This is a genomic window from Paenibacillus agilis, assembly GCF_007786455.1.
Classification (GTDB): domain Bacteria; phylum Bacillota; class Bacilli; order Paenibacillales; family Paenibacillaceae; genus Paenibacillus_B; species Paenibacillus_B agilis.
The window spans coordinates 3356809-3380962 of record NZ_VNJK01000001.1; the positions used below are offsets into that span (position 1 = coordinate 3356809).

A 24154-nucleotide genomic window follows, 5' to 3' on the forward strand; every position below is an offset into this window, starting at 1 on the left:
GTTTAACGCTCCTCTCCCATCTTCACGGCTTGATGCACGCGCAGACGACGAATATGAACAAAGAGAAGGGAGGCGCCCAATAGCATCATGACACCGACAACCACATACAATTGCGTCGTATCTTTCGAATCAAATATAATCCGGAACGGCGGCACCTGCATTCTTGCATCTGTCGTGCTCTGCAAGAATGGAAGGAACAGAATACTCGTGAGCTTGCCTATTAGGATACCTAGACCAATCGATAGTCCTGCCGTAAAGATTTGCTCCAGCAGGAGCATACCTGTAAGCTGGCGACGGGATAGTCCCATTGCTCGTAGTACCCCGAACTGCACAACCCTGCCCGACAAATTAAAGAACCAGTACAAAATATAGCCAATAAGTGAAACGATAATAGAGATAAGGAAGCCCATACTCAAAATACCGAACACTCCGCCTCTTGTTGGATGCTTGCTTTGATTAATCAATTCACGATTCGCATCTGTTATAGATACAAGATCAATTTGTTCTTTTTGCAGCGCATCCACAATCGGTTTAAGTTTGGCCCCATCCTTCGTCTTCACTAGAACATCGTAAGGAATCGTACCAAGCTGATCATATACATAATCCAAATTTACGATATAAAATGGCATTTTCGCAGGATACTGCCCTGGCCAATATGGCAATGTAGCGACAACAACCAACTCCAACTCTTGACCATTCACCGTTAAGGTGAGTGGATCTCCTGGGTTAATTTGGTGTTGTTTCGCAATACTCGTTGGAATAATAACAGCTGATTCCATATACTTGCCGAGCGCATCTAGATAAAGATTCGGATGCAATGGGTACATATCTTCGCGGAACCAAGCGACTTTAGCAAAGTCGACATTGTCGATACCGACCAAATTACCAGAACCGAGTGAGCTGCCAGCTGACAGAACATTAGCTTTCACCTGCATCACTCTCGTTGCTGCCTCGACCCCTGGCAAACGCTTAAATACTTCGAATGGCGGCTCGTTATAAATAATTTTGCCCTGTGGCTGCTGTTCTTGGCCTCCTCCGCCACCTCCCGGAGGTCTGCCCGCTCCACCACCTTGACCGCCATCGCCGCCTTGGTTTCCTTTTTTAGAATCAGGATCCCGTTCTTGATAACTTTCGAATACCGGGGTAATGACGACATCAGCAGCATATTTGTACAATATTTGCTCTGTTGAATTCACATCGATTGTACGAGCGGCTGATGAATTATATACTCCCAGCCCGAGCGTCAAAATAAGCAATATCATCAGCGGATAATAAGCTGTAGCCGAGCGTGAAAGTTGAGTCAATGTCAAATACAACGGCACAGGGAGCAGCTTCCCGCCAATCCATTGGATAAGCTTTAATATCCAAGGGAATAAACGCAGGAAAAACAAACCTGATGCAAATATCGCAATTGCGGGTACAAAGAATAAGAATGGCTGTACTTGTAATTGATCAGCGCTCATACCTGTCTGGAATGACAGCATTTGCTGCTGACTAGATAAATAGTAGCCATATCCTGCTAGACCGAGCAGTAATATATCTAGGAACCAACGCTGCCAGAAAGGCTTTCTGTCTGAACTTGCCAACTTCTGCTTCAAGTTAACGATCGACGAGCGTGCAAAAATAATAGCAGGAATAATACTCGCTAATAATGCAATAATGACAGCTACAATTCCGAAAATAACCGCATCTGTTGTAAAACCGACCGGTATAGATTTACGATTGACGAATTCAAGGAATCCATCTGCCGAACCAATTGACTTGGCCATGAACCAACCTACAAATGGAGCAATCGCAAGCGCAACTCCGCCAAGGATAATTCCTTCTATTAAATAAAGCATAATAATTTGGCGTGTACTTGCGCCACGACTTCGCAGCACCGCAATATCACTTTGCTGCTTTTGCAAGGATTGGTTGGCATTCATCGCGATAAAGTAAAATACCATTGCAATCATCGGCGCAGCCAGTGTAAGCAGCATCATTTGAAGTTGAACACTTTGACTGCGGAATTCCTCCAGCAGCTTCTCAAAGGAAAGCTCTACTTTCGTATCTTTAAGCTTCTGATTCAAATCAATTTTCAAGCGATCTAAGGTACGACTCAAATCAGTAATCTGACTCGTCTGGATATCACGCAGATCAAACGCATAGTACCAGCTTGATTGATTAATCGGAATTTGCATTTCCTTTAATAGTTTGTTGTGGAAGGTGTCTGGATCTACGTACAACATGTTAAACATATTGTCGAAACCTTGATACCAGTATGGATCCGTATCTTTCAACGGTTTAAAGGTACCTACTATTTTCACCTTGATGAAAGATTCCGTACCACCGGAAACCGGATATTCCAAAACAGCACCAACATGCAGGTCATTGCGATACATCGCCTCTTCCAACATCACTACTTCTAACGGACCACCAGGAGCCGCTTCTTTGTATGTACGTCCGTTCGTCCACTCAATTTTATCCTTTAATCCATCCATGGAGGCAAGAGTCATCGTCCGAATACGACTGGCATCTACCTTTGTTGGATCTTCCGGATAAACTTCTGTCGCTCTCAGCGACTGTGTCCTGACAAACACTTGAGATGGAAAGCCTATTTTCTCTTTCACATCATTTTTGATGTATTGATCAACAGACTGCAGCGCATTTAAGTCAGTCTTATCGGCACCGCTCACTTGATAACGCATGAGTAGTGAACCGGCTGGAAGCGTCTGACTGTTGTCTGCAATTGACTTGCTGACAACCCGTTTTAACGCGCCATCCGAATACATCGGGATACTAACCGTAAAGGAAATTGCAACGAGCAAACCAAGCAACGTGCTGAGTGTCATCCAGCGTGTATTCCACATTTTGCGGAACAGGAATCTAAATAATGGAATCCCCATTAATTACCTACCACTTTCTGACCAGGCTCCAAGCCTCTCAAAATCTCAACAACGGTCGAGTCTTCTTGTCCAACCTCGACATCCACTTCACGCTTCGTACCATCTGGCTCTACGACTTGCACATATTTACGTGAACCAATCTTACGAAGAGCTGAGTTCGGAATGACAATCGCGTTTTCTTTACGGCTCTTAATGATGTTGACACCAAGACTCGTACCACGTTGAACATTAGCTGGAAGCTTATCGACCTGTACGATAACAAAATCCTCAAGCTTCTCTTGCTGTGCAGTATTGCCGCCTTGTCCTCCATCTGGTTGATTCGGCTGATTGGAGCTGCTAGAGCTGTTTGGATTCGGAAGTGCTTTGATTTTTCCCTTGATGGGCTTGTCATGTCCATTGATTTTGACTTCAACTTCCATGCCTATCGCGACATCTTCAAGTTCATCTTTGGACAGTTTGACAGCTATCGTCAACTTGGATGTGTTGGCTATAGTCGCAATGGGATCATAAGCTTTGGTCTGATTCCCCTTCTGCCCATACAAAGCAACGACAGATCCTGAGAAGGGAGCACGAAGCGTAGCTTTGCTTAAATCTTTTTCCAAGTCAGCGAGATCTTGTTTCTTCTGCTCATAGTTAAGCTGCATTTGCTCAAACTCAAGCTCATCCATTTCATCCCGTTTGCGCAAATTTTCCTTCATCGTATATTCTTCTTTACGAATCTCGAATTTTTTGTCGCGAATGCTTTTCTCAGTTTCCTCAGTTTCAAAGACTGCGATAACTTGTCCAGCTTTAACTTTGTCACCATTTTTCACAAGCACATCTTTAATTCGCTTGCCGTCTACAGAGAAATACACGTGTTCCTCCTGCTGCGACATAATTTTACCGCTTGCGCTGAACTGATCTACTAACGTTTCCGTCGTAACTTCATGCTCTGGCTTCTTCGAAATCGTTGGCGGTGTAATTACCGGCAATATTTCTTCTTCCTCTTCAGCAGGCAAAAGCGAGCAAGCAGAAGTGAACAGCAATGTACTTGACATCGCAATTAGCATCCAGCGCTGTAGACGTCTGCTGCGAGATCGTTGTGAATTAGGAGACGAACTTTCCGTCAACCATTTCGTATACATGATCGGCTACCTCCATTATTGTTGGATCGTGGGTTGTCATACATATGGAAATGTTCTCAGTGCGAATAATTTGCTGAAAAACACCCATGACCTGAGCAACCATTTGCGTATCAAGTTCAGCTGTAGGCTCATCTGCCAACAGCAGCAGGGGCTTATGCGCAATTGCCTTTGCTATCGCAACACGCTGCTGCTCACCGCCCGACATCTCAAATGGACGATGATACATGCGTTTACCAAGGCCTACAAGTTCAAGGCAATGCTGCGCTCTTGCCTTCCACAAATGTCGAGGAATGTTAGCCATCCGCAATGATAATTCTACATTCTCATACGCGGATAATAGCGGCATAAGAGCAAACGCCTGAAAAATAAATCCGACATCATCCCTGCGGGCACGTGTACGCTTATCATCACTCCAAGCAGACAACTGTTCACCACGGAACCATATTTCACCGCTAGTAGGTAAATCCAATCCACCCAACATGTTAAGCAGCGTCGTCTTACCCGATCCTGAACGGCCTTTTAACATAACAAGCTGGTTTTGCATAACCTGCATATTTATGCCTTTCAAGACATGCAGCTTTTGACTGCCCACGTCAAATATTCGCTCTACACTGCGTACTTCAAGCAGCGGCTGATCAGGTGCTAATGTCACCTTGCGTTGCGGCCACTCTGCGGTTGAAACTTTGCTCTTGATGTCTACTGTTGCTTCCGCTTCTATCGTGGGTTGCTTCTCCGTATCAGCACTTGAGACATCCGGCTTCTGTTGCTGCTTTCTCTTGAGCCGAAGCTTCTTCAGCAATGACTTGGCCCCCTCTCCCCGTAATAAAAATTCTTCTCAAGTATAAACGAAGAAATGACTGGAAAAGTTACAGACTGATTAACATAATCCTACACGTTTTTAAAATTATTTGGAAAAAATAACAGACCCACCCTTATAGGAATCTACCTACAAGAACAGGTCTGCTGCATGTTTATAATTACTATATTATGCGTATTCTCACATACACTACTTCAATTTTTTCCGCTTCATAATAAGTGATGCAGCTATTACAGCTCCCGCTCCCCACAGCACCAAAATAAAGACATTATTCCATAGAGCACCACTACTCAAACTCATCTCATAAAGCATCGTATCTCTAATTCCATTTGCGAAATAAGTCAACGGCACGAAATGTGATAAGGACTGCATAAACGCTGGGAGCATATTAACGTCAAAGAAAATGCCACTTATAAACATCATCAAAAAGCTTGCAAGATTCGCTAAACCTACATACATCTCCATCGATTTACTCAGGGACACGAGAAAATATCCCATAGCTGCGAAAGAAAGTGTACCTACTGTAAAAATAAGCAGCAAGCCCAACAAGTCAATGTGCAATGTTGCACCGAACAACCAGATACCAGCGAATGTTAAGAGCACAATCTGTATCGTCGCTAGTACCCATTTGACTAAAATAGATGCCAAACTAAATGTCATCATGGACATTGGTGTCATACGCAAGCGACGCAGCAAGCCTGTTCGTTGAAGTTCAATATGCTGTACCATATTGAATAATCCAGATTGCGAAATAGATAAGGCAATAAGACCTGTTAGTAGAAAGGCAGAGTACTTCAAATCATCCTTGCCAACAGAGACTGTATTCGATTGCACTTTTATAGCAGGCTGAACTTCAGCTATACTCCAATTCAAATGCTGTGCAACACTTTCGACAATCCCTTTAATCGCTTGAGAAGTAGTCGTTTGTATTTTCTCTTGATGCAACCAGATTTGAATCGTGCCAGAACTTGCTTGCTGCGGCAGCGTGATAACAGCATCTACCTTTTTCTGTTTTAATTTTTCCATCGCATTGGCCTGTGAAATTGAAGCATCTCCATCCAACTCAAGCTGCGGAATACGAGAAAGAGTTTGCAGCAATTGCTTGGACACTTGGTTAGGTGCAGCTTGAACAATCGCTACTTTTGCTTCAAAACTGCTGCCATCATTCACTTTTCCAAAAATAAAACCAAAAATAACGAGGAGAATGACCGGATAAAATATCGACCAAAACCATACCTGCTTCTCTCGGAAGGCTAGCTTAAGATGCGTGCCAAACAATTTACATAATTGACTCATTAGTCACGCCACTCCTTCCCTGTCAAAGCGATAAATACATCTTCAAGACTCCAATCTCGAATGTTGATTTGCTCCACCTTATATCCGCATTCTGTCGTGTAATGAAATAACTCCAATAATGTCTGTTCAGGAGAAGTAGATAACAGTTGCATTTCGATGCCATCTGTCTCCACTCGCTTCACGGAATTAATTTTATTTGCGAATACAGCCATATCCTGAACGTGCTCCACAATGCTTCCCTGTATACTAATTTCTCTTTCGGTAGAAATTTGTTGAATGAGCGCCTTTGCAGTATCCAATGCAACAACCTGCCCCTGATCAACGATGCATACACGGCTGCTTAGTCGCTCCGCCTCTTCCATATAATGCGTAGTCAAAATAACCGTCTTGCCGAGTTCCTTCAAATTAAGTATGATCTCCCAAATGTTGCGGCGCGCCTGTGGATCTAATCCTGTTGTAGGTTCATCCAGAAAAATGACCTCGGGATCATTGATCAGTGCAAGTCCTATAGCAAGCCGCTGCTTCTGTCCCCCTGACAAACCTTTTACCCGCTGTTTCCTTTGCTCTTGCAAATTTACAAGTTTCATAATGTCAGAAACGGGACGCTTCCTTTTATAAAAACTGCGGAATACATCCAAATGCTCTTCTACCGTTAGCAAGTCGAACATTGCGCTCGTTTGCAATTGTACGCCAATTCTCTCTTTCAATTTCTCAGCATGCGAGGACCAAGACAGCCCCAGCAGTTGCACATTTCCTTGATCAGGTTGCAGCAATCCTTCTATCATCTCCAACGTAGTTGTCTTCCCAGCACCATTTGGACCAATGATCGTAAATATTTCACCTGCTTTCACCGTAAAAGAGATGCCTTTTACCGCATGCACGGGGCCGAATGACTTATGCAAATTGCTTACAGCGATAACACTCATTCTCATTCCCTCCACCTTAAATTAATTAGAATCCACAAAATGTTTCCAGTCTCACTTTCATGAATATAACGATTTTTGGTTAGCGCCAACACGAACTCTGTATGTATTTGAACTCCTTCTCTGGAATGATAATTTGTTGAAATACAATGCAGTTGCAGATATGCTGTTATAAAGCAATCGATTCTACATGATTAACGAACAGGAGTGCAATTATGGAGAAGCCACGTATTCTTATTATTGAAGATGAAGTAAAAATTGCGCGAGTTATACAACTCGAATTAAAGCATGAAGGTTATGAATCAGAAACAATAGATAATGGTTTAGACGGCTATCAATTATGTCAGGAGCAGAATTGGGACTTGATTCTACTTGATGTGATGCTGCCAGGATTAAGCGGCTTGGAGGTATTACGACGTATTCGAACTTCCGGCAATATGACGCCAGTTATTTTGCTGACGGCACGGGACTCTGTGCATGATAAGGTAAGCGGACTTGATCTAGGTGCCAATGACTACGTTACAAAGCCATTCCAAATTGAAGAGCTGTTGGCACGTATCCGCACATGTTTGCGCATGAGAGCCCAACTTCAACCTGCACCTGCTGCTCCAGTAGACAACGGTGATGTTTGGACAATGGCTGATTTAAGCGTCCATGACAAGTCAAGAGCAGTAAAGCGAGGAGAAACTGATATCGAGCTGACACCGCGTGAATATGATTTGCTCGTGTTCATGTTAAAGCATCCGAATCAAGTGATGAACCGCGAACAAATACTAACGAATGTATGGGGCTTTGATTACTTTGGAGATACCAATGTTGTCGATGTCTATATTCGTTATTTGCGCAAAAAAATCGACCATCAGTTCGACAAACAGCTTATACACACGATTCGTGGTGTGGGGTACGTGATGAAGGAGTAGATCGCTATGAACATGCGCACGAAAATTTATTTGCTGTCATCCGTCTGGCTGCTGCTCGTTATTCTCATTATCAACATGTCAATTTACGCTTTGTTCTATAATATGACGACCAGAGATGCATTAAGCAGTGTTCAGCTGCAGGCTCAACAAATATCTAAACCCCTTCAAGAATTTACTGGGGGCGATATTAATGATTTTCTTCGCGGCGGCTATTTACCTGAAGACGGAATGATTCGAATTATATTTAAAGACGGAAAAGTAAAGCATGATCCAGCCCGCCATGTAGAGTATCAAGAAATGCCCGCAAAATACTATCAGGAACAAAAAAACGAGCTGCTGTTTTATCAAGATACTATGTTCGCACGCAGTTACCTCCCCATTATTTATGAAGATGGTCGAATAGCAATGCTTGAAGTGACAGAGAACATACAATCGACGCAAAAAAACTTATCGCAATTAAGATGGGTATTAACGATCGCGACAATTGCCGTATTGATCCCATCCTTCTTGGCTGGAAGATTTTTAACAAATCTGATTTTGCGTCCTATCAACGCGCTCATCGCAACGATGGAGGAAATCCAGCGTAAGAACACGTTCAAAAAACTTGACGTAAAAGGTAAATCCCAAGACGAGCTGTATAAACTCGGCAATACATTTAATAAAATGATAGAACGATTAAAGCTTCACTTCGATCAGCAGCAGCAATTCGTATCCGATGCTTCTCATGAACTGAAGACACCATTGACGGTCATTGAAAGCTATGCCGAGATGCTAAAGCGCTGGGGCATGAATGATCCTGAAGTACTTAAAGAGTCTGTGGAAGCCATATATTCTGAAGCCGTGCGCATGAAAGAAATGACGCATCAAATGCTGGACTTAGCTCGTCATGATGCGGGCATGCATATAGAGGCCAATCCGTTCGAACTGATCGACGCTACTGCTCAAGCTGTCAAATTAACGAAACAAGCCTTCCATCGAGAAATTACGCTGCATCAGGATTTGAATTCACTTGAAGTAATTGCAGATGAGGCGAAATACAAGCAGCTGCTGTTCATTTTATTAAACAATGCTGTCAAATACAGCTCAGGCGATATCGACGTCCACGTCTCTGCTGACCAATCTCATGCTCACATTGTGGTCAAAGATTGTGGAGTCGGCATTCCTGAAGAGGATATCCCACATCTCTTCGAACGATTCTATCGCGTAGATAAAGCTCGACATCGGGAAACAGGCGGAACTGGATTAGGACTTTCCATTGCCAAGCAAATCGTGGATGCCCATGACGGTACGATCGAAGTAGAAAGCCAAGAAGGCGTGGGAACAAGCTTCATTATTCATTTTCCACTTACTTGGCAAGTAAAAGCGTAGCCACTCTCATCAATTTCTCATTATTTTATCATTGCAAACTAAGGTATATCTGTTACTTTTAAAACAACGCACAGATTCTTTCTCGAATAGAGGTGAATATACAATGAAACGACTTAAAAATAAATGGGTCTACGCTGTAAGCAGCGCATTGTTGCTAGCCTTCCTGTTATTTGGAGTACGACAAATATGGGCACAGCAAACAAATCCGCTCCTTTCTGAGCAAGAAGTGAAACAAATTATTAGCAACTCCTATGCTGGCATGGTGGAGAGCATACAACTCAATGAAAATAGCAATCCGCCTCAATATGTGGCCAAGCTCAAAAATGGAGACAGATGGTACGAGCTGCATGTTGGCGGATACAATGGCGATATCCTTCATCTAAAACTAATAAATGAAGCAGGTGTTCCAACTAGTCCTAATGAACCCGGCAAGGAGAAACCTGGTACAGGTACTGGTCAGCCAACAAATCCTAATAAACCTGGCAATGGCTCAACATCCGGACAAAATCCTATTACAAAAGAAGATGCGAAGCTGATCGCAAAAACACAATTTAAAGGAAAACTCAGTTCACTGGAATTGAAAATTCAACCGGACGGCAGCCGTTATTATGAAGCTAAACTAGAAAATAATAAAGAGTCAATCATTATGTATATTAATGAAGCTGACGGCGAAGTGGTCAAAAAAGAGATCACCTCCAAAACCGATAAAAAACCAACAAACAACAATACTATGCCGATCACGGAGTCTGAAGCAAAGTCAATTGCACTTAAACATGTAAAAGGGACATTTAAATCTATTGATCTAGAAGATGAAAATGGAGTACCTGTATATGAAGTAGAGATAAAGACAGCAACAGGCACAAAGAAAGTTTACATTAATGCCTATTCTGGAGCATTTATCAACGTTGTCACAGATGATGATGACGACGACGATTCTGACGACGATGATAGCGAAAGTAAAAAACAGGTCAAGGGCATTAGTACCGATAATAAAAACAACAGTAATCTAAACAACAAGAATACGAACAAAAACAACAGCGGTGGGTCTGTTATCAATCAGCCTAGTAAGCCTACCAGCGGCAAGCCTAACAACACAAATAATTCAAACAATTCGAATAATTCGAGCAATAACAACTCAAACAATAACGGCAGTTCTCCGGACACCAACGTACCTGTCAGCAATGATGATGATCAAGTAGGCAACCAACCGAGCGACAATAATGACGATGACGACAACGACGATGATGATGTTAGCAATAATGACAGTAACAATACCAGCAATAACAGCAGTAACAATAGCAGTAACAGCACAGATGATGACGATGATTTCTAATATAAACATGCTTCTCAGCCTACAAGCCGCCAGCTTCAACAACTGGCGGTTTTTCTATGTAAAGAATTCTAAAAATCAAATATTCAAAAATTAAAGCAATTTCTCATCAAATTCTCATCTAATTGCCTTTATACTCTAATAAATGAAAGTTATTATTACGATATAAACAATAGAACTTCAAGGGAATATCTAACATTAGGAGGATTTACTATGAAAAAATGGGCAGCAACTACACTAGCAGGCGCACTTGTACTGAGCGGAATCGGATTGGGAAATAACGTAATGGCTAAAGAAAACGACGGTACGAGTAAACCTGCTCCAGCGGCACAAACGACTAACAACAATAGCAAAGCGAAAATTTCATTGGATAGCGCAAAAAAAATTGCAACTGGTTTGTTCAAAAACGCTAAAATTGAGGAAATTGAGCTTGAGAAGAAAAATGGCCTCCTCGTTTACCACGTAGAATTCGAGAATCGCAAAGACAAAGAAGATGAAGTCTATATCGACGCCTACACAGGTAAAGTGACGTGGGAAAAAGATTTCAATGACGATGATGATGACAACAAACAAAAACAAGACAAGAATAACAATACAAGCAGCAAGGACAGTAAAAATAACAAACCAAACACAAAAAAGAACGACGACGATGATAATGATGATAAAGACGATGACGATAATAAAAAGCCAACTAAACCAAAGCAAAACAACAAGCCAAGCAAACCAAGTACGAAAATTACTAAAGAACAAGCAATTAAAATTGCATTAACAAAAGTGCCTGGTAAAGTAGAAGAAGTTGAGCTTGAAAAAGAAAACAACAAACTCGTCTATGAAGTCGAAATTAAAGCGAAAAAGAAAAACAACGACGATGACGATGCAAAAGTATATGTTTCCGCAACAGATGGAAAAGTACTGAAAGTGAAATGGGACGACTAACTGGTCATATTATATGAATCCCCTTTTAACAAACTAACTGTGCAATAACTGCATGATTATCCTACTAAAAAAGCACCTCCAACTTTTAAAAAAGTCGAGGTGCTTTTTCTATCTATTTATCCCATTCATTGATCAGTCTTTAAAAAGGTTGTTCCCCGCGCCTAGCAGCCTACGCGTAATCCTACACACCCCAAGTTGCCGGGTCACGTCTCCACGCTTGCAGCATGTCTACATCTTTCTCTTCGATGACATTCATCTCTACTGCTGCTTCAATAAGAGCTGTATAGTTAGACAAAGTATAGAGCGGTACATTCGCCTCCGCAAAGCCTGCTGTCGCCTTATCGAACTCGTAGCTGAAAATAGCCATTACTGCCATAGGCTCCGCTCCTACTTCACGGATAGCTTCAGCTGCCTTAATGGAGCTTCCGCCTGTCGAGATAAGATCCTCGATAACAACAACCTTTTGACCTGGCTTAATCGAACCTTCGATTTGATTTTGCTTGCCATGCCCTTTTGCTTTGTCGCGTACATAGGCCATAGGCAGTCCAAGTTTGTCTGCTACCCATGCCGCATGCGGAATTCCCGCTGTAGCGGTACCAGCAATCACTTCCGCATCTGGTGCGTGCTCACGTACAAGCTGTGCAAATCCTTCTGCAATTGCATTGCGAATCTCTGGATACCCCATCGTCAAGCGGTTATCGCAATATATGGGAGAACGAATGCCGGACGTCCATGTGAATGGATCGTTCGGGCGAAGTGCCACTGCTTGAATCGTAAGTAAATGATTCGCTATTGTAGACGCTAAAGATTTCGATGTTGTTGTCATATTAAATCATCTCCTTCAAGATTTGTTCCAGCGCTTCGCGCGGATTTGCTGCAGCTGTTATAGGACGGCCGATAACTAGATAGTCTGTACCCTGCTGAATAGCCATAGCTGGTGTCATAATTCGAGATTGGTCACCGGCAGCACTGCCTGCAGGTCGAATACCAGGAGTAATCGTCTGGAAGGATGTGCCGCATGCCGCTTTAATAAGCTGCACTTCCTGTGGCGAAGCAACAACTCCATTCAATCCTGCTGTTTGCGCAAGTTTCGCATACTTGGTAACAGCATCAGGAACTTCACCTGCAACGCCAATCTCCTCATTCATAACTTGCTGATTGGTGCTGGTCAATTGAGTCACAGCGATAACAGTCGGTCGAGTTAAGCTGCTATCTTCCTCTAACGCCTGTTCAACCCCTTCTACAGCCGCTTTCATCATCATTACGCCGCCAGCTGCATGTACATTAAACATGTCCACACCGAGCTTCGTCACGCTGTGTGAGCCGCCTTTGACTGTATTCGGAATATCATGCATCTTTACATCAAGGAACACCCGATAGCCTCTAGCTTTGAGCTCGCGAATGAAGTCTGAACCCGATGCGTACAACAGCTGCATACCTACCTTCATATAACAAGGTATACCTTCAAGCTGCGTCATTAGCTGCTTAGCTGCTTCAACATTAGGATAGTCTAGTGCTACCATCACCCGGCCTGCTGCCTGTTCGATCGTCATTCGATTTGTCATCCGTTATGCTCCCCCTATTATCCTTGTCTCGCTTGTTCCGTTCGCACCACTCATTACTCGTTAGTTATTGCAGTACTTATTCATTAAAATCAATCACAAACTATCAGCACACAGTCCGAGGAGGCCTGTCGGCCTCCTCGTCTGAAGTTTCCTATTTAGCTTATAGCACTGGCATTGGGCGTGAGGAGAAGTTTATGCGCTCCAACATTTCAAGCAATGCGCGTACTGTATCTAGAGAAGTCATACATACGACCCCGTTCTCAACTGCTTCACGACGGATACGGAAGCCATCGCGCTCTGGTGTCTTGCCCTTCGTCAATGTGTTGACGACAAAGTGCGCTTCACCGTTGCGAATCAAATCAAGAATGTTCGGTGAGCCTTCTGTCAGCTTCTGTACACGTGTTACGAGCAAGCCTGCATTCTCAAGTGCAGTTGCTGTACCACCCGTTGCAATCAGCTTGTATCCAAGGCGACTGAAGCCTTGCATCAATTTCGCAGCTTCATCCTTGTCTTTGTCAGCGATAGTGCAGATGATAGCACCTGTTGTTGGAATTTTCATCCCAGAACCGATCAATCCCTTATAGAGCGCCTTCGCATATTCAACATCGCGTCCCATAACTTCACCCGTAGATTTCATTTCAGGGCCAAGTGTCGGCTCTACGCGGCGCAGCTTCGCAAAGGAGAACACCGGTACTTTTACAGATACATGGTCATCTTCTGGCCACAATCCTTCTTGATAGCCAAGGTCTGTCAATTTGCTGCCAAGGATGAGTTTCGTTGCCACATTCGCCATCGGAATGTTCGTTACTTTGCTCAAGAATGGCACCGTACGCGAGGAGCGAGGATTTACCTCAATGACATACACTTCGTCTTGGAAGATGACGAACTGAATGTTCACAAGACCGATAGTCTTGAGTTCCTTCGCAATGCGGATGGTAATATCGACAACCTTTTGCTTCAATTCTGGCTTAAGATGCTGCGGTGGATATACCGCAATCGAGTCACCCGAGTGAACGCCTGCACGCTCAACATGTTCCATAATTCCTGGAATTAATACCGTATCGCCATCACAAATTGCGTCTACTTCTACTTCTTTACCCAGCATGTAGCGGTCAATAAGTACCGGATGCTCCGGATTAATTTGCACCGCATGCTCCATGTAGTTCAGCAGCTCTTCGTCGGAGTAGACAATTTCCATTGCACGACCGCCTAGTACGTATGATGGACGCACAAGTACTGGGTAGCCCAAGCTTTGCGCTGTACCTACAGCTTCATCTACAGAAATTACTGTCTTACCTTTAGGCTGTGCGATATTCAAACGAGAGAGTAATGCCTCAAACTTCTTACGATCCTCTGCTTCGTCAATACTCTCTAGACTTGTACCGATAATTCGTACTCCAGCTTTCGCCAACGGTGCAGCCAAGTTGATTGCCGTCTGTCCACCGAATTGGACGATAACACCTACTGGTTTCTCCTGCTCGATAACGTTCATAACGTCTTCGAAGAAGAGCGGTTCGAAGTACAATCTGTCTGATGTCGAGAAATCTGTAGAAACAGTTTCAGGGTTGTTATTAATAATAACCGCTTCGTAGCCAGCATCTTGAATCGCCCACACTGCGTGTACGGTAGAGTAGTCGAACTCAATTCCTTGCCCGATCCGGATTGGGCCTGAACCTAGCACAAGCACTTTCTCTTTCGTTGACGGAACGACTTCATTCTCCACTTCATACGTAGAGTAATAGTAAGGTGTCGTCGCTTCGAACTCAGCTGCACAAGTATCTACCATTTTGAATACTGGAGCTAGATTGTGAGCTTTGCGAAGGTCGCGCACCTCTGCCTCGCTTGTGCAGCTTCCACCTACGAACACTTCATTGCGAATTTCTGCAATAGCACGGTCAGTGAAGCCGTTACGCTTCGCTTCATACAACGTCTCAGCAGACAATTCTTCTTCCCCACGAATGCGATCCTCGAAACGAATCATGCCTTCCAGCTTATCAAGGAACCACCAGTCAATCTTCGTAAGGTCTTGCAGCTGCTGCAGCGTATAACCGCGACGGAAAGCTTCTGCAATCAGGAACATGCGCTCATCATCAGGCTTGTTTAGACGTGCTTCAAGCGTTTCTTTATCAAGCGCATCCGTGCCTTTCAGATAGAGACGGTGCACGCCGATTTCCAAGGAACGAATCGCCTTATGCATCGATTCCTCGAATGTGCGGCCAATTGCCATTACTTCACCTGTAGCTTTCATTTGCGTACCGAGCTTACGGTTCGCTTGTGTGAACTTATCGAATGGCCAACGTGGAATTTTAGAAACGATATAATCCAGCGTAGGCTCGAAGCAAGCATACGTTTGCCCTGTTACCGGGTTAACGATTTCATCAAGCGTGTAGCCAACCGCGATTTTAGCCGCCATTTTCGCAATCGGATAGCCCGTTGCTTTAGAAGCTAGTGCAGATGAACGGCTCACACGTGGGTTTACCTCGATAACATAGTATTGGTAGCTGTGCGGATCGAGTGCAAACTGTACGTTACAGCCGCCTTCGATGTTCAAGGCACGAATAATTTTCAAGGATGCTGAACGCAGCATTTGATATTCACGGTCAGATAGTGTCTGGCTCGGTGCTACTACGATACTGTCTCCCGTATGCACACCTACAGGGTCGAAGTTCTCCATGTTGCAGACAACGATACAGTTGTCATTTGCATCACGCATAACCTCATACTCTACTTCTTTCATACCCGCGATGCTTTTCTCAACCAAACACTGTCCAATTGGGCTGTAGCGAATACCAGAAGCTACGATGTCACGAAGCTGCTCTTCGTTGTCGCAAATTCCGCCGCCTGTTCCCCCGAGTGTATATGCAGGACGGACGATAATTGGGTAGCCAATTGTATTTGCGAAGTCTACTGCACCTTCAACCGTTGTTATAATTTCACTTTCAGGTACTGGCTGCTCTAGTTCACGCATGAGTTCGCGGAACAAGTCGCGGTCTTCTGCACGCTCGATTGCATCAAGCTGCGTACCTAGCAAGCGAACATTTTCTTGCTCTAGAACACCAGCGCGAGCTAGTTCTACAGCCATATTCAATCCCGTTTGACCGCCCAATGTTGGAAGCAAACCATCTGGACGCTCTTGGCGGATAATTTGTCTAACAAATTCCAGCGTAATTGGCTCGATGTATACTTTATCTGCCATATTTGTATCTGTCATAATCGTAGCTGGGTTACTGTTGATGAGAACGACTTCCAAGCCCTCTTCTTTCAATGCTTGGCAAGCTTGTGTTCCAGCATAGTCGAACTCGGCTGCTTGACCGATGACGATTGGGCCGGAGCCGATGACGAGTATTTTCTTAAGTTCTTGATTCTTCGGCATAATTATAGTTCTCCTTTCAACTGAGCCACGAGCTCCGCTTGGCGCGGTACAGCTGGCAAATTGCGTTTATGTTCACGAACCATCTCCAGGAATTCATCGAACAAGTAGCTGCTATCATGCGGTCCTGGTGCTGCTTCTGGATGGTATTGTACAGAAAATGCTGGGAAGCGTTTATGCTTCAAGCCTTCGATCGTCTTGTCGTTATTGTTGATATGAGTAACTTCAAGCTCCGTGTTAGCAATCGTTTCATCTACTACGGTGTAGCCATGGTTCTGAGAAGTGATGAAGCAGCGATTCGTTGCAAGCTCTTTAACCGGATGATTTCCTCCGCGATGTCCGAATTTCAATCTGCCCGTATCTGCTCCACCAGCCAAGGCTAGCAGCTGATGTCCAAGGCAAATGCCGAAGATTGGGATTTCACCGAGCAAGTCTTGAATCATTTTCACGGCATGCGGCACATCTTTCGGGTCCCCTGGCCCATTTGATAGTTGAATCCCATCTGGACGCAGACGGCGAATTTCATCAGCAGTTGTATCATGAGGTACGACGATAACATCGCATCCACGCTGTGTTAGTTCACGCAAAATCCCGCTCTTCGCACCAAAGTCGACCAACACGATACGCTCCCCTAGTCCTGGGCTTGTAAATTGATTCTTTGTTGAAGTACGTGCCACTTGGTTGCGCAGCAATGGTGTTACGCCAAGCATTTCTTGCAATTCTTCCACAGACTTGCTGCCTGTTGCTAGAATACCCTTCATCGTTCCATAGTGACGCAGCTTGCGCGTAAGCATGCGCGTATCCACTCCACTAATACCAACGATACCGTATTCTTTCAACAAGCGGTCTACCGTATATTCAGCTCTCCAGTTACTAGGGATGGATTCATGACGACGAACAACAAATCCGTGCACATAAGGGCGAATCGATTCGAAGTCATCTCTTGTAATCCCATAGTTACCGATGAGCGGGTAAGTCATCGTTACGATTTGACCGCAGTAAGACGGGTCAGACAACAGCTCCTGATATCCTGTCATTCCTGTATTAAATACAACCTCACCAACGGACTCACCTTCTGCTCCGAACGCCGGACCCGTAAATAGAGTACCATCTTCCAATAATAGTTTTGCTTGCATGCTCGTCACTCCTCGCTCTCCACTCTTATCGAATCAACCGCATCGATCGGCTTTTCTTCTCTCACTGCCAAGCTATTTCCAAACTACGTTCTAAACCTGTTCACTCCATACGATACGACCATCTACAATCGTCATTACTGGCCAGCCCTTCAGCTTCCAATCTGTGAATGGTGTGTTTCTTCCTTTAGAAGCAAACGTTTCTGGATTCACTTCGCGTTCTGTCTCCAAGTCAATCACTGCGATATCTGCAGGCGCCCCTTCTTCCAAGCGCCCTGTGTTTAAGCGGAATACTCGTGCCGGGTCAGCTGTCATGCGCTTCACTAGCAATTCCAGCGACCATTTCCCTGTAGAGACAAATTTCGTGTACATAAGCGGGAAGGCTGTTTCCAAGCCTACGATACCGAATGGCGCCAGCTCCATGCCACGAGCTTTCTCTTCCGCACTATGAGGAGCGTGGTCCGTTACCAAAATATCAATCGTGCCATCTTCTATCGCTTCAATGCACGCTTCAACATCACGAGGAGAGCGAAGCGGCGGATTCATCTTCCAATTTGCATCAAGCCCTGGAATATCCTCATCGGATAAGATGAGATGATGCGGGCATACTTCTGCAGTTACACGAATACCTATTTGCTTCGCTTGACGGATGAGGCGAATGGACTGTTCTGTACTCACGTGACACACATGGTAGTGAACGCCAGTCGCTTCCGATAGCAAGATGTCTCGGCCTACATGAATCGCTTCCGACTCATTTGGAATGCCTTTCAATCCATACTTGCGAGCGAATGCTCCATCTGTTACTGCGGCTCCCTTTACTAGGGTGTCATCCTCGCAGTGTGCAATTACCGGCATATCGAGTGCATGAGCGCGAGCCATTGCATCTTTCATCATTTGTGCTGACTGCACACCCACTCCATCATCTGTGAAGCCGATGACTCCAGCCTCTTTCAAGCCTTCAAAATCTGTTAATTCACGTCCGAGCTCATTTTTCGTAATCGCCCCATAAGGCAGAACTTTAACGATACCTTCCGACTTCGTCTTGTCGTGGATAAACTGAACCGTTTCCGGTGTGTCAATAACAGGCTTCGTATTCGGCATACACGCTATCGTCGTGAAGCCTCCTTTAGCTGCGGAACGAGTACCTGTAGCAATTGTTTCTTTATGCTCAAATCCCGGTTCGCGCAAATGGACATGCATATCGATAAATCCTGGGGATACGAACTTACCTGCTGCATCCACGATTTCCACCTGTTCTGGCAGTTCCACTTCTACGTCTGTAATGCGCGAGATAATGCCATCTTCGATCCAAATGTGCCGGTTTACCAGCTCACCTTGATTATTGAACATCTGTGCATTTGCTAAAATATACATTGTGTTATCCCCTCTCCCGCATCTTGTATCGTTTTTCGTTCTGTAACCTATACTAGCGATCCGTTCTTACTTGCATATATTAAGAGCATTTAAGCTCTGAATACTTAATACTTTCTGGTATCATGCCTGTTGCGTTTATCGCAATGCCCGCTCCATAACTGCCATTCGAATCGGGACTCCGTTCGACATTTGGTCAAAAATTCTTGCCTGTGGACATTCAACCACATCGTCATCAATTTCAACGTTGCGATTTACTGGCGCAGGGTGCATTACAATCGCGTGCGGCTGCAGCTTGCTAACTCGCTCAGCTGTCATTCCATAAGCATCTCGATACTGTGCTGCTGTAGAAAATACATTTGATTCATGTCGCTCGAACTGCACGCGCAGCATCATGACAACATCCGATTGAAGAGCTTCTTCTATTGTAATGTAAGGCGCATCCATATCCGTTGCCTTCATACTTTCTGGCGCACAGAATCGTACATTTGCACCAAACTTGCGAAGCGCCCAGTAATTGGAGCGAGCTACACGACTATGCTCAATATCTCCGACTATCGTTACATTCAATCCAGACAAGTCACCGAAATGCTTGCGCATCGTGTACATGTCCAGCAAAGCTTGCGTCGGATGCTCGTTGTTGCCATCTCCCGCATTGATAAGAGGCATCTTGACCCGCTCAGCCAACTCAGCCAGCATGCCGACCGGCTTCAGTCGAATAACTCCTGCATCAAGTCCCATTGACTCCAAGGTACGAACCGTATCATAAATCGATTCGCCCTTTTCAACACTTGAAGCTGATGCACTGAAGTTAATGACTTCAGCACCTAGACGACGCTGAGCAACTTCAAAGGAGCAGCGCGTGCGAGTACTGCTTTCGAAGAACATATTCGTCACAATTTTGTGAGCGAATGTTTGGTTCACCTTCAGCACATGATTTTCCCAGTACAACGCGCGGTCCAGAATCGATTGAATCTCTTCGCGACTCAGGTCTTTCAACCCAAGTAGACTTCGTTCCTTCGTTCTGCTCTCCATTTGAGCGGTAGTCATTTGTTATAGCCCCCTGTTGTGAACAATTTTGACTTCATCCATGCCGTCTATTTCGCTGAGTGCTACTTCAATTTCCTCAGAACGTGAAGTCGGTACATTTTTCCCTACATAGTCTGGTCTAATTGGAAGTTCCCGATGACCTCGGTCAGCCAGTACTGCCAGCTGAATCATTTGTGGTCTTCCTTTATCAATAAGTGCGTCCATCGCAGCGCGAATCGTTCTGCCTGTGTATAAGACGTCATCACACAAAATAATTTTTTTATCTTCGATTTGGAAGCCGTCGTTTGTTGTCAAACTACCCATCTCTTTACCTGCATCTTTGCGATCATCGCGATATCCGGAAATGTCTAGCTCTGCAACTGGTATGCTCTCATTCTCAATTGAGAAAATACGCTCTGCAATTCGGTTAGCAAGGTAAATCCCTCTCGTTTTAATACCTACCAGTACGCAGTTGTCGATCCCCTTATTTCGCTCCAATATTTCGTGCGCAATTCGTGTCAATGCACGTCGGATGGCGGCATCATCCATAATAACGTTGTATTCCTTCGTACTCACCATACGTCCTCCTTCATTTTCATCCTGTGTATATAGCTTGCTCCGCTGTAATAAACCTCTATGCTTGCTTAACTTCTTACCGATTGATTATTAGGTCTGTGAAGAAGGTACAAAAAAACTCCTTGCCCACAGGCAAGGAGTTCGTATCAACCATAGTGTTAGAATGATAGCGCTGGAAAAAGACTGCACATCTAAATACAGTGCTAGTCATCGATGAGTGGTGCATCACACCAATCACTCGACTATCCAAAACGCTGAAGAAGTTGTGCGCGACATACTACAGTGTGTATGCTTCGTTCGGTGCGCGGCTTCTAGCTGTTGCAATGATGGGACCGTGTCTCTCTGGACACCTACGCCTTCATCTTACATCAGCTCATTCTCGTTACGAGCGTGACCTTGCCAGTCTCACGGGACTGAATTAAAGGTTCAATATGCGATTACTAGGATTATGCCATCCTATTTCGCAATTGTCAAGGTCACATTTACTTCCATTAAAATACAAACTCTACATCAGTTAAGCGGCGCTTCAATTCAGAAATAACGCGTTTTTCCTCTTCCTCACCGTTAGCTTGGAACGTAACAGAGAAGCGAATAAAGCGACCAGCATCATCCCATGGTACTGTGGAAATAAGCTTTTCACGAATCAAATATTGAGAGAAATCTTCACCCGTTGCAAATGTCAGACCGTCCTTAACACCTTTAGGCGCTTCAACATACAAGAAGAAAGAACCTTTTGGCTTTTCAGCATAGAAGCCGATCTCATTCAAAGCAGCAACGAGCAAGTTGTGACGACGAGAATATTTCTCGGAAATTGCCTCTGTAATCTCTGGATGTGCAAGACCGTATGCAGCTGCTTTTTGGATCGCAATAAATTGACCAGAATCGTTGTTGTCCTTCACATCAGAGAAAGCTTTAACGATAAGCGGGTTACCTGCGACAAAGCCAATACGCCATCCTGTCATGTTGTAGGACTTGGACAAGGAATGTAGTTCTACACCAACATCCTTCGCGCCAGGAACACTCAAGAAGCTGAGCGGCTTCACGCCATCATAAGTCAATGCAGAGTACGGAGCATCGTGAACAACGATGACTTCATGCTGCTTCGCCCATGCAACAACTTTTTCGAAGAATTCAACCGTTGCTGCTGCGCCAGTTGGATTGTTCGGGTAGTTCAAATACAACAACTTCGCACGCTTGCAAATATCAGCAGGAATAGCATCCAAGTTAGGAAGGAAGTTATTTTCCTTCGTTAACTGTACATTGAATACTTCTCCGCCCAAATATTTTGTATGCGTACCAAGAACAGGGTAGCCCGGCACAGTCATAATCGTGACATCACCAGGGTTGATGAAGCAAGTAGGAAGCATAGCAAGTGCGGGCTTCGTACCGATAGAGTGTACAACCTCTGTTTCAGGGTCAATGCCATCAACTTGGAATACCTCTTTGAGATATTTTGCTGCTGCTGCTTTGAATTCTACGATACCGTTGTCCGCATAACCACGGTTCTCAGGCTTCGCAGCTTCTTCAGCAAGCTTTGCTACGATGCCTGCATCAGCCATCTCATCCGGCTCACCTACACCCATATCGATAAGTTCAACATCAGGATGAACTTTCTTTGCTGCTATTTTAGCACGTTTGATTTTTTCAAACTTATAAATGTTTGTATCTTTTCCATAATTCTCGCCACCAATACGATTGGCAAATTGGCCCTGAATATAGGTTTCTTGATAGTGTTGAATAGACATAACTGATCTCTCCTTTACCATAAAACTCGCCTGTTAAAGCACGAATGTATTGCATCCTTACTATGAAGGAAGCATGCCTGAAACACCATGGATGATTCACGCAAACATTTGTACTTCTTGTACAGAGAAATCATTGGCAGTGTTACAGTTCTTACCTATTCCGAATCGATTTCAAAAGTTCTTCCATATCATTTGGTAAAGGTGCCTGGAATTGCAAAGTTTCACCCGATGTCGGATGGACAAATCCTAGTGTCTGTGCGTGAAGTGCTTGTCCATTCATTTTAAGCCCACGAGTACCGCGACTGTACATTGGATCACCTACTAATGGATGACCGATATATTTCATATGAACCCGGATCTGGTGCGTACGCCCTGTCTCAAGCTGCAGCTCCACCAATGTTGCATCGCCGAATCGCTCCAACACTTTGAAATGAGTGACCGCATGCTTACTGTTACGTTCAGTGACCGTATACATTTTGCGATCTTGCTCGTCACGACCGATAGGCGCTTCAATCGTTCCTTGATCATGAGGAATGTTTCCATGTACAAGCGCTATATATTTACGCAGCACCGTATGGGCTTTTAATTGCTCTGCAAGTGACACATGCGCTTTATCATTTTTAGCTGCCATCAACAACCCTGAAGTATCCTTATCAATACGATGAACGATACCAGGACGCAGCTCGCCGTTAATACCGGACAAATCTTTACAATGATACATTAATGCATTTACAACAGTTCCAGATGTATGACCTGGCGCCGGGTGCACAACTAAACCGCGAGGTTTGTTAATAACAATAACATCGCTATCTTCGTAATAAACATCAAGTGGGATATTCTCAGCTACAATATCAACAGACTCAGGCTCTGGCATAGTAAGCTCTACAATATCGCCTGCTGCACATTTATAATTCGACTTTACTGCAGCTCCATTTACAAGCACATGCCCATCTTTAATCCACATTTGAATTTGAGTGCGTGAAATATCCATACTCAGCGATTCATGCACTCGCTTATCAAGTCGTTCCTTAGCTTGCTCTGGTGTTATCGTCCATGTATACGAATGAAACTCCTCGCCCTTGCCTTCTACTGGCGAGTTCGAGGAGTGATTGGACGAAGCTATCGTAGTATCATCTAGTTCATAGTGTTCATTCATTTAGATATTACCCTTTCTCAACTGATCCTTCAGATCCTTCTTGTTGTTCCAGCAACTTCTTCTCATGTTTTACGGACAAGAATGCGTCCAGCATGACAAAGCCAACACCTACGCATATACCAATATCTGCAATGTTAAAGATCGGGAATGTATAGGAACCAAAATCGAACTTAAAGAAGTCCACAACTTCACCCGATATAACCCGATCAATAAAGTTTCCAACTGCTCCACCTAATATAAGTCCTAAGCCAAGCTGTAAAATCGAACTATGCTCATGCTTCAATTTCTCCAAATACCAGATGATCCCGATCAATACAACAATCGTCACAGTGATAAGGAACCAACGCTGGTCTTCCAAAATACTAAAGGCCGCTCCGCGATTACGATGCGACAGCAATGAAAAGAATCCATCAATAATTGGGATCTCTTCATAAAGCTCCATTCGCGTAGCAACGAGCCACTTTGTTCCTTGGTCAAGAGCTAGAACGATAATTGCCAGTATATAATACCACACTGAAACCCGTCACCTCGATTAGCATAATCAATGTTGAAAACTGTTTGACTCGTTCATTTTAACATACCGCCCATAGACCGTCCAATACGAACCAGT

Annotated in this window: 19 protein-coding genes; 4 read left to right on the forward strand and 15 right to left on the reverse strand. The window is 44.3% G+C overall.

Annotation, left to right across the window (positions count from 1 at the left end; genetic code table 11):
• Positions 1-2: 2 nt before the first annotated feature.
• From FPZ44_RS14865 to FPZ44_RS14885, 5 genes are all read right to left on the reverse strand, one after another.
• Entirely contained in the window at positions 3-2885 is a 2883-nt protein-coding gene (locus FPZ44_RS14865; RefSeq protein WP_144991328.1) for an ABC transporter permease, read from the reverse strand.
• Positions 2885-4009: an efflux RND transporter periplasmic adaptor subunit gene (locus tag FPZ44_RS14870; protein ID WP_144991329.1), complete on the reverse strand. Its 1125-nt coding sequence runs from the start codon at positions 4007-4009 to the stop codon at positions 2885-2887. Before FPZ44_RS14870 ends, FPZ44_RS14865 begins: the two co-directional genes overlap by 1 nt.
• Positions 3972-4808 (reverse strand): ABC transporter ATP-binding protein, encoded by an 837-nt coding sequence (locus tag FPZ44_RS14875; protein ID WP_418789154.1) that lies wholly within the window; start codon positions 4806-4808, stop codon positions 3972-3974. Before FPZ44_RS14875 ends, FPZ44_RS14870 begins: the two co-directional genes overlap by 38 nt.
• Positions 4809-5015: 207 nt before the next feature.
• A complete protein-coding gene (locus tag FPZ44_RS14880) occupies positions 5016-6122 on the reverse strand; it encodes an ABC transporter permease (protein WP_144991330.1) in 1107 nt (368 codons plus the stop codon).
• Complete coding sequence (locus FPZ44_RS14885) at positions 6122-7048, reverse strand: ABC transporter ATP-binding protein (RefSeq protein WP_144991331.1); 927 nt, start codon at positions 7046-7048, stop codon at positions 6122-6124. Before FPZ44_RS14885 ends, FPZ44_RS14880 begins: the two co-directional genes overlap by 1 nt.
• Before the next feature lie 212 nt (positions 7049-7260).
• Here FPZ44_RS14885 and FPZ44_RS14890 point away from each other — a divergent pair, with 212 nt between their 5' ends.
• From FPZ44_RS14890 to FPZ44_RS14905, 4 genes are all read left to right on the forward strand, one after another.
• Positions 7261-7965 (forward strand): response regulator transcription factor, encoded by a 705-nt coding sequence (locus FPZ44_RS14890; protein WP_144991332.1) that lies wholly within the window; start codon positions 7261-7263, stop codon positions 7963-7965.
• A 6-nt stretch (positions 7966-7971) separates the two neighbouring features.
• Entirely contained in the window at positions 7972-9333 is a 1362-nt protein-coding gene (locus tag FPZ44_RS14895; protein WP_144991333.1) for a sensor histidine kinase, read from the forward strand.
• Between the two features lie 103 nt (positions 9334-9436).
• Positions 9437-10666 carry a PepSY domain-containing protein gene (locus FPZ44_RS14900; RefSeq protein WP_144991334.1) on the forward strand — a complete coding sequence of 410 codons (1230 nt, stop codon included), beginning with the start codon at positions 9437-9439 and terminating at the stop codon, positions 10664-10666.
• 210 nt (positions 10667-10876) lie between these two features.
• The gene (locus FPZ44_RS14905) at positions 10877-11599 is read left to right on the forward strand and encodes a PepSY domain-containing protein (RefSeq protein WP_144991335.1); all 723 of its coding nucleotides are present in this window, start codon (positions 10877-10879) and stop codon (positions 11597-11599) included.
• 181 nt (positions 11600-11780) lie between these two features.
• Here FPZ44_RS14905 and pyrE read toward each other — a convergent pair whose 3' ends face one another.
• The 10 genes from pyrE to lspA form a co-directional block, all read right to left on the reverse strand.
• Positions 11781-12425: an orotate phosphoribosyltransferase gene (pyrE, locus tag FPZ44_RS14910; protein ID WP_144991336.1), complete on the reverse strand. Its 645-nt coding sequence runs from the start codon at positions 12423-12425 to the stop codon at positions 11781-11783.
• 1 nt (position 12426) lies between these two features.
• On the reverse strand, positions 12427-13164 hold the full coding sequence (gene pyrF, locus FPZ44_RS14915; RefSeq protein ID WP_144991337.1) for an orotidine-5'-phosphate decarboxylase: 738 nt from the start codon (positions 13162-13164) through the stop codon (positions 12427-12429).
• A gap of 160 nt (positions 13165-13324) precedes the next feature.
• Positions 13325-16537, reverse strand: a complete 3213-nt coding sequence (carB, locus tag FPZ44_RS14920) for a carbamoyl-phosphate synthase large subunit (RefSeq protein WP_144991338.1) — start codon at positions 16535-16537, stop codon at positions 13325-13327.
• Positions 16538-16539: 2 nt separating this feature from the next.
• Positions 16540-17670, reverse strand: coding sequence for a glutamine-hydrolyzing carbamoyl-phosphate synthase small subunit (gene carA, locus FPZ44_RS14925; protein ID WP_144991339.1), 1131 nt, complete (start codon positions 17668-17670; stop codon positions 16540-16542).
• Between the two features lie 90 nt (positions 17671-17760).
• Positions 17761-19041: a dihydroorotase gene (locus FPZ44_RS14930; protein ID WP_144991340.1), complete on the reverse strand. Its 1281-nt coding sequence runs from the start codon at positions 19039-19041 to the stop codon at positions 17761-17763.
• A gap of 135 nt (positions 19042-19176) precedes the next feature.
• Complete coding sequence (locus tag FPZ44_RS14935) at positions 19177-20088, reverse strand: aspartate carbamoyltransferase catalytic subunit (protein WP_144991341.1); 912 nt, start codon at positions 20086-20088, stop codon at positions 19177-19179.
• 3 nt (positions 20089-20091) lie between these two features.
• Positions 20092-20646 (reverse strand): bifunctional pyr operon transcriptional regulator/uracil phosphoribosyltransferase PyrR, encoded by a 555-nt coding sequence (pyrR, locus tag FPZ44_RS14940; protein ID WP_144991342.1) that lies wholly within the window; start codon positions 20644-20646, stop codon positions 20092-20094.
• Positions 20647-21134: 488 nt separating this feature from the next.
• Positions 21135-22388: an LL-diaminopimelate aminotransferase gene (locus FPZ44_RS14945; RefSeq protein ID WP_144991343.1), complete on the reverse strand. Its 1254-nt coding sequence runs from the start codon at positions 22386-22388 to the stop codon at positions 21135-21137.
• A gap of 151 nt (positions 22389-22539) precedes the next feature.
• On the reverse strand, positions 22540-23544 hold the full coding sequence (locus FPZ44_RS14950; RefSeq protein WP_144991344.1) for an RluA family pseudouridine synthase: 1005 nt from the start codon (positions 23542-23544) through the stop codon (positions 22540-22542).
• A 7-nt stretch (positions 23545-23551) separates the two neighbouring features.
• Positions 23552-24058, reverse strand: a complete 507-nt coding sequence (lspA, locus tag FPZ44_RS14955) for a signal peptidase II (RefSeq protein ID WP_144991345.1) — start codon at positions 24056-24058, stop codon at positions 23552-23554.
• Between the last annotated feature and the right edge of the window lie 96 nt (positions 24059-24154).